General features: G+C 56.4%; 8 protein-coding genes and 1 pseudogene. 1 reads left to right on the plus strand and 8 read right to left on the minus strand.

All coding sequences use genetic code 11. From position 1 onward, the window contains the following. From L692_RS31255 to L692_RS0115965, 7 genes are all read right to left on the minus strand, one after another. A partial coding sequence (locus L692_RS31255) for a TerC family protein (RefSeq protein ID WP_036724008.1) occupies positions 1-167 on the minus strand: 167 nt, incomplete at its 3' end. Between the two features lie 86 nt (positions 168-253). Beyond that, positions 254-1,534 carry a tRNA uracil 4-sulfurtransferase ThiI gene (gene thiI / locus L692_RS0115940; protein WP_025701133.1) on the minus strand — a complete coding sequence of 427 codons (1,281 nt, stop codon included), beginning with the start codon at positions 1,532-1,534 and terminating at the stop codon, positions 254-256. A gap of 1 nt (position 1,535) precedes the next feature. Then, on the minus strand, positions 1,536-2,687 hold the full coding sequence (locus L692_RS0115945; RefSeq protein WP_025701134.1) for a cysteine desulfurase family protein: 1,152 nt from the start codon (positions 2,685-2,687) through the stop codon (positions 1,536-1,538). A gap of 108 nt (positions 2,688-2,795) precedes the next feature. Then, positions 2,796-3,509, minus strand: coding sequence for a lytic transglycosylase domain-containing protein (locus L692_RS0115950; protein ID WP_025701135.1), 714 nt, complete (start codon positions 3,507-3,509; stop codon positions 2,796-2,798). 149 nt (positions 3,510-3,658) lie between these two features. Further along, positions 3,659-4,054, minus strand: coding sequence for a hypothetical protein (locus L692_RS0115955; RefSeq protein ID WP_025701136.1), 396 nt, complete (start codon positions 4,052-4,054; stop codon positions 3,659-3,661). 10 nt (positions 4,055-4,064) lie between these two features. Beyond that, entirely contained in the window at positions 4,065-4,289 is a 225-nt protein-coding gene (locus tag L692_RS0115960; RefSeq protein WP_025701137.1) for a DUF1540 domain-containing protein, read from the minus strand. 132 nt (positions 4,290-4,421) lie between these two features. Then, entirely contained in the window at positions 4,422-4,916 is a 495-nt protein-coding gene (locus L692_RS0115965; protein ID WP_025701138.1) for a YpuI family protein, read from the minus strand. Positions 4,917-5,111: 195 nt separating this feature from the next. Between L692_RS0115965 and L692_RS0115970 the strand changes: the two genes are divergently transcribed. Continuing rightward, on the plus strand, positions 5,112-6,998 hold the full coding sequence (locus L692_RS0115970; RefSeq protein ID WP_025701139.1) for a S8 family peptidase: 1,887 nt from the start codon (positions 5,112-5,114) through the stop codon (positions 6,996-6,998). A 27-nt stretch (positions 6,999-7,025) separates the two neighbouring features. On the opposite strand, the pseudogene L692_RS32860 reads toward L692_RS0115970, so the two are convergent. Next, positions 7,026-7,227 (minus strand): annotated as a pseudogene (locus L692_RS32860) (MocR-like pyridoxine biosynthesis transcription factor PdxR); the annotation flags it as partial.

Below are 7,227 nucleotides of genomic sequence, written 5' to 3' on the forward strand. Positions count from 1 at the left end.
GTCAGGATGCACCGCAAGAACACAGCCCCTGCCGCCCCCCACCATACGGCCTGTTTCCGGTGTCTGTCCGGCAGGTTCTTGCTTGCCATCGCAATAACCACGGCATTGTCTCCGCTGAGCACCAGGTTTACCATTAATATTTCTCCGAGCAGCCATATCGATTCCATTGCGCACTCCCCCTGAACCGGCATGTAACTACTTGTATGCTCGGCCTGGGCAAGCTATGCCACCTGTCCCATTTTCAGGCGAAGGCTCAGAACCAGTCTTCCTTGACGGCCGGAATCAAATCGGCTTCATCGGCCGGACGTTCGTCTCCGTGCGGAGTAATTTCCACCGTAATAGCCGCCGCTGCCGCCTCGGCAAGCCTGTCCGCATAGCCGGGGAGCGTCGCCTCGACCCTCTCGACGATATTGAGATTCGGTTTGGTTGTCGGCGATTTGGGCACGAACAGCGTACAGCAGTCCTCAAAGGGAAGAATCGACAAATCATAAGTGCCGATCTGCTGCGCCAGCGCCACAATTTCCGACTTGTCCATCATGACAAGCGGACGCAGTAGCGGAAGCTCGGTTGCCCGTCCGATGACGTTCATGCTCGGCAGGGTTTGGCTGGCTACCTGGCCCAGACTGTCACCGGTAATCAGGGCCAGCGCACCCTCGCGTTCCGCCAGCGCCGTCGCGATTCTCAGCATCGCCCTGCGCATCAGCGTAATCATCAGATTGTCCTGGCCGATCCCGGCAAACGAAGTCTGCACCTCCGTAAACGGCACCAGATGCAGCCGGATCGTGCCCGCGTACCGCGACAGCACTCTGGCCAAATCGACAACCTTCTGCCGGGCTTCCCGGCTTGTATAAGGGTAGCTGAAGAAATGAACGCACTCCACTTCCAGCCCCCGCCGCATGGAGGACCATGCAGCCACCGGGCTGTCGATCCCGCCTGAAAGCAGCAGCATGGCCTTGCCGTTGGTGCCGAGAGGGAAGCCGCCGACCGCGGGAATATTCTCGCAGAAAATATAGGCTTGCTGCTCCCGAACCTCTACCCTCAGCTCCAGCTCCGGCGTTCTGACATCGACGGAAAGCGCCTGAAAAGCCTTCAGCAGCGGAGCGGACACCAGGCGGTTCATCTCCTGCGATCCATACGGGAAGTCCTTCCATACCCGCCGGGCATTGACCTTGAAGGTGGTACCCGGTTCGGGATTTATTCTCCCGATAAACTCAAGGCTTGCCTCCACAATATCCTCCAGCACGGGCCGAACTGCCTTGACCGGGCTAACGGATGAAATCCCGAATAATTTGACAAGCCCTTCCAGCAAATCTTCCGCCGGTTCTCCGTTCAGCTCCACGTATATTCGCCCATATTCCTTAAGCAGTCGTGCCTTGGGATAAGGCTTGACTATCTCTCTGACATGCCGCAGCATCGTCTTCTCGAAACGGGTGCGGTTCTTGCCTTTAAGCGTGAACTCTCCAAAACGCAGCAGCAGCATGTCGGCGTATTCTGTGCTTATTCCCGCCAAAAGCGCGGGCTCTGTCGGTTTCATGTTACCGCATGCCTCCTTCAACAATCTTCAAAGCTTTAATCGCGCCAAGCAGCGCCTGCTCCAGAGCGCCGACATCGCTTGCGGTATGCTCATCCCCGAAGCTGATGCGAATGCCGCCAAGCGCCGTGCTTTCACCCCGGCCCATCGCGAGCAGCACCCGGCTCGGTTCGGCCAGCCGCGAGGAACAGGCGGAACGGGTGGATACCAGCATGCCCAGCTGCTCCAGTTGGCGCGCCATAACCTCGCCTTTCATGCCGGGATAAGAGAAATGCACGATATGCGGCGCGCCCTCTTCGCCGCTGTTGACCGTGAATTCGGGGATACCCCGTAAAAATGCCAGCAGCCGGTTCCGGAGCGGCAGTATGCGGGAGACGAATTCTCCCCGCCGCTCGGCCGCCATCCGCAGCGCTTTGGCTCCCGCGACAATCGCCGGCAGATTCTCCGTTCCGGCGCGAATGCCGCCCTCATGGGCGCCGCCGCTCAGCAGCGGGAACAATTGAACCCCTTCCTTAACATACAGCAGGCCCGTTCCTCGGGGACCTCGGATTTTATGGGGAGACAGGCTGTACAAATCGGCTCCGAAATCCCGGGGACCTCCGGGAAGCTTCCCGAAGCCCTGAACGCCGTCCACATGAAACAGCGTCCGGGGATTGGCCGACTTGACGACCCGGCCGATCTCCGACAGCGGCTGCACCGAGCCGACTTCGTTATTGACATGCATCACGCTCACCAGCACCGTATCGCGGCGCACGGCGGCGGCAACCTCCGAAGGATTCACCATGCCGTATGCGTCAGGCCGGATGAAGGTTGCTTCCCAGCCCATTGCTTGCAGCTGCAGGCAGCTCTCATAGACGGAAGGATGCTCGATCTCCGTCGTTATAATATGTCGGCCTCTCCCCGTATATTGCAGAGCGGCGCCCTTTATAGCCAGATTGTTGCTCTCGGTCGCCCCGGAGGTGAACCGGATTTCCCCTGGAAGGACCCCAAGCGCAGCGGCGCTTACTTGCCGGGCGCGTTCAATCAGAGCGGCGGCCTCGGCCCCGGCGCGGTGCAGCGAAGAGGGATTCGCATAATGCAGCCTCATCAGCTGCTCCACTGTTCGCGCAACCTCGTCATGGGGCGGCGCCGCGGCGGCATAATCCCAATAAATCATATATGACATAACTCCTTTTCTGTCCATAAAGTGAAAGGATCAAACAGGAACCGGCGGCCGAAGCACGGCGCAGACGGTTTGTCCCGTTTGACCCTTTCTATTATACCGCTATACCGAGTATTTGGCGCGGGCGCGTTCAATTTTGGCAATATAGGCTTGAGTCTCCTTCGGAAGCTTGTCCAATTGCCGCAACAGATCTTCATCCGAGCTCACCCCAAGCTTGATGACGCGGCCCGGTCCGGCGTTATAGGCGGCAAGCGCCATTTTCTCCTGCCCGTTAAACCGTTTCAATTGGTACGACAAGTAGCGGACGCCTCCGTCGATGCTTTGGGCCGGATCGAACGGATCGGACACGCCCAAGCCTTCGGCGGTGCCGTCCATAAGCTGCATCAGTCCCTTGGCTCCGGCCGAAGAAACCACATTTGGATTAAAGGAGGATTCCGTATCAATGACGGCTTTAATCAGATCGACGGGCACCCCGTACTTGGAGGACGCCGCCCGGATCAGCTCATCATAACCGGTCTGCCTTGCCGCGGCGTCCCCGGTTCCGTCAGTCCAGGCGCTCGCATCTTCTATTTCCCCGGAAATAGCGCTTGCTCCCGCTGCGCCGACCTTCTGCCACAGCAGTCCGTCACCGGACGAATACCTCCGGGTCTTTACCTCACCGGAAGCGGACGATTGGTCATCCAGAACAGCTTCAAACCGGGAGTCCGAAGCCGGGCTTTCGTTATTTTTTGCCGACACGCCCGCATCAGCCGAGCTTCTCAGGTTAACCCATTTCAATTGGCCAGACTGGCTGGCGACGGCGGGATTAATATTCATGCTGCCGCATTCCCTCTTCCTTTGGTTTAGTCCTATATGGATTATATCGTCATTTGGAGCTGATTTGTTAAATATACTAATCCAAAAAAAAGGCTTTCAGCCCTTTTCCAAGGTCCGAAAGCCTTCTTTGACAACTTTCCGGCTAAATTCTAACGAGCAAAAGGGATCATAACGAAATAACTCAGTGTCGCGACTATACCAAGACCGAGCGCCCAGCCTCCGGCCGTTTTACGGCCTTGAGTATAGGCATAGTAACCCAACACCGCCGCCACCGGTCCCAAAATAATCGGCCAAATGAACAGAGAAGCGATCCCTAGGGCAAGTCCGGCATAACCGGTTGTTTTTCCCGCCTCCCCTTCCCTGTCCCCTACACGCTCCCCCGAACCGTCAGGAGTGTCGGAACGGATCGAAGGCGGACTGATCTCGGATGCGTATTCCTCGCGGTGCTCGGGCGCTTTCCGGGGATAATCGACTCTGCGCGGGCGCAGCGTGATTTGTTTGCGCTTGGAACCGTTTGATCCCGAACCCTTGTGTCCACTGTTCATAGGCGGCCTCCTACGCTTTCGGCTTAAAGGTCAGACAACAGGTCGCGGAGGAATTTGGAGCAACATCATGATGGTTCGCAAAGGTCATTTCTTCGGCGAATTCCTCTTTCATCCGGCTGCCCGAGTGCTTGTCGATTTCAATAATGATTTCCTCGGCGCGGCAGATGTTGTGTTCGCCCCAATAATTACAGTTGCTTACACTGCAGTTGACTAACGTTTTTGCGGCATTTGCCATTGGATATCACCTCGGATTCATTATGCCCTTCCGGCAGAGCGGTTATGCAGCGCGGAAATTTCCGGGGGTTGGGCGCTTCTTACTAATTTAAAAAAGCCTCCCGCGCACTTGGCGTTCGGGAGACTTCGGGGTTCACACTTGATTTTGCATGCGCCGCTCGGTCAAATAATCGTTCTCGTAGTAGGTAAGATCATCGCGCAGCTCTTCATACACCTTGGTAATGTCCAGCACAACATCGCGGACGGGACGGACCGGCTTCTTGCGGAAGCGAATGGCGTCCTGCCCCGTATAGGCGTAACGGCCATCTTCCGAGTAGCTTTCATTTTTCGGATAGAAGAAGTTGTTGACGCCGAAGTGGTATACGTTATAAAGCGCCTTTTGCGCAAAATCCTCATTAAATGTGGCGCGGCGGAGCGCAACCCCCAGCTTCTCGTACGACATTTCAGAGAATACCAGCAAGTGACGGAGGTCGGATAGAAATCCTTGATAGAAATGCGTCGTTTCTTCGTCCTGTTCGGGCGCAAGCTGCGGCAACGCATAGTGATTCAGGAATGCCTCCATTTTCTCGATGGCGTATTTAAGCTTTTCTCTCGTCGTTTCGCACAAATTCTGAATATTGGCTGACATGGCGGTTGCTCCCCCTTATTGTCTTCGGCTTTTAAATTCAACTTGCCTGCTGTTACATAATTCCTTGCATTTTAATCAATTTCATGTCTATCCTAACACAAAATATTGATCGGCGGTATCCCTTTTGTACATGTATAAATCCGGCGGCGGCCTCCCATTCTAACGTTATTACCATGTCAGGGAGGAGCGGAAATTATGTCGCGTAAAAATATTGCCATCGCCGGTCTGCTCACCGCGGCCTTTGCGTCCGTACTGGTGCTGGGCATCACTTCGCGTCCCGGAACAGGGCTGAACGGGCGGCAGCCGGGATACGTGCGTCCGGCTCAGGAGAAGTCTCTGAAGAAGACCGCTTTGATCCAGGATGTGAAGGCCACGGAGCGGCTCAGCCGAATCGATGCGGGCCGGGATTTGCGCGCGATGCTTGCGGGAACCGCAGGCAAGTCATCGCGTGATGTTGCATTGTATGCGGAGAAGCTTCAGCACAGCCACGGGCATATTGCCATGCTTATGTGGATTGATTTCGCTTCGGAGAAGATCAAGACGTTCAAATCCATCCCGCCGGAGGGAACCCGTGAGCAGCAGCAGCGGCTTCGCCAGTACCTGAGCGCCGCGAAATCCGCTGTTAAAAAATATCAATCCTACGAATCGCCTTCATTTGCCGTCGGAACCCGCAAATATTTCATTATGGGTCAGCGGAGCCGGGATGGTCAGCTTGGCGTTGTCGCCTTGATCGACCAGACCTTGCTAAGCCGGGTGGCCGAGCATCAGCGAAAAAACCTCCGCCTCATTCCCTACCCCAAGGAAGGCAAATTCCGCATCGAATCCGTGCACGCCGACACGCTGCGGGATATGACCGTCAAGACGGGGCATGACAATGAGAACGCGAGCCATTACTACGAGAACGAAATTGTCGTCCGGTTCAGGGAGGGACATCTCAAATCCGGCCAGATTCAGGCGATTTCCGCCGACATCCGCTGCGGAGCCCCCCGCAAGCTGGGCTATGCTTACATTTTTCGTTCATCCGACAGGAGTTATACACAGCTGAAGACGTACTTCGTCTCCAAATGGCATCCGCTGTACACCGAGCCTCACTATGTCTACTTAACCAATGATTCCACGGATGAAAATGCGGCTGCGGTTATCACTCCGAACGATCTGCTGTACCCCGATTATCAGTGGAACCTGCCGGCGATCGAAACCGGCCGGGGATGGAATTTGTCCAAAGGCAATAGCAAGATCACCATCGCCGTCGTGGATACCGGTGTTCAGGCGGATCATCCCGATCTTCATGGACAGCTGCTCCCGGGCTACAACGCTATCACAAGCGGAGCCAAGCCGGATGACGACGTGGGCCACGGCACCCATGTCTGCGGCATTATCGGGGCTCTTGTCAATAATTCCGAGGGAGTGGCAGGCATCAGTTGGTACAACAAAATTCTGCCGGTCAAAGCGCTGGACAACTCCGGAGCCGGCACCACCTACTCCGTATCGGAAGGCATTATTTGGGCAGCCGATCACGGGGCCAAGGTAATCAATCTCAGCCTTGGCAACTACGCCGATTCACAATTCCTGCATGATGCCGTGAAATACGCCTATGACAAGGACGTCGTTCTAGTATCCGCCTCCGGCAACGACAACACGGAACGCCCGGGCTATCCCGCTGCCTACCCCGAGGTGCTGGCTGTCGCCGCGACGAACGCGTCAGGCGAAAGAGCGTCCTTCTCCAACTACGGCGACTATATTGACGTCGCGGCACCCGGCGAAAGCATCGCCAGCACGTATCCGGGCAGCCAGTACGCCGCGCTCTCCGGCACTTCCATGGCCAGCCCGCATGTCGCGGCCCTCGCCGGTCTGGTGCGCTCGCTGAATCCGGATCTGACGAACAAAGAGGTCATGGATCTGATGACGAGAAACACCGTGGATCTTGGCAGCCCTGGCCATGACAAATATTACGGCTCAGGCCAGGTGGATATCTACAAAACGCTGCAGGCGGCTTCCGGCGGCGAGGTGCCAATTGAGCTGTGGCCTCAGCATGTCCGGAGGAAGATCAACCTGCTGGAACGCACATTGAACACAAGATAAGGCGCCCGGCTTTAAACGATTACATCGTCAGCCGGTTATGGCCTCCCGGAGCAGCGGTATCAGAAACAGCAAACCGCGACGCATTTGTTCTTCCTCCATTTGGGCATAGCATAGCCGGATATGGCTCGATGACGGTTCCCCGATGTGGCATACATTTCCCGGCAGAAAGGAAATGCCCTGCCGCAACGCCCTTCTGTACAGCTCGCCGATGTCGGCGGATTGCGGCAGG

This window comes from Paenibacillus forsythiae T98 (assembly GCF_000520735.1).
GTDB lineage: Bacteria > Bacillota > Bacilli > Paenibacillales > Paenibacillaceae > Paenibacillus_AQ > Paenibacillus_AQ forsythiae.

Bases quoted from the DNA above. Each gene is read 5' to 3' on its own strand.
- L692_RS0115960 (WP_025701137.1), bottom strand. From the start codon at position 4,289: ATGGCAAATGCCGCAAAAACGTTAGTCAACTGCAGTGTAAGCAACTGT.
- L692_RS0115945 (WP_025701134.1), bottom strand. From the start codon at position 2,687: ATGATTTATTGGGATTATGCCGCCGCGGCGCCGCCCCATGACGAGGTT.
- thiI (WP_025701133.1), bottom strand. From the start codon at position 1,534: ATGAAACCGACAGAGCCCGCGCTTTTGGCGGGAATAAGCACAGAATAC.
- L692_RS0115970 (WP_025701139.1), top strand. From the start codon at position 5,112: ATGTCGCGTAAAAATATTGCCATCGCCGGTCTGCTCACCGCGGCCTTT.
- L692_RS0115965 (WP_025701138.1), bottom strand. From the start codon at position 4,916: ATGTCAGCCAATATTCAGAATTTGTGCGAAACGACGAGAGAAAAGCTT.
- L692_RS0115950 (WP_025701135.1), bottom strand. From the start codon at position 3,509: ATGAATATTAATCCCGCCGTCGCCAGCCAGTCTGGCCAATTGAAATGG.
- L692_RS0115955 (WP_025701136.1), bottom strand. From the start codon at position 4,054: ATGAACAGTGGACACAAGGGTTCGGGATCAAACGGTTCCAAGCGCAAA.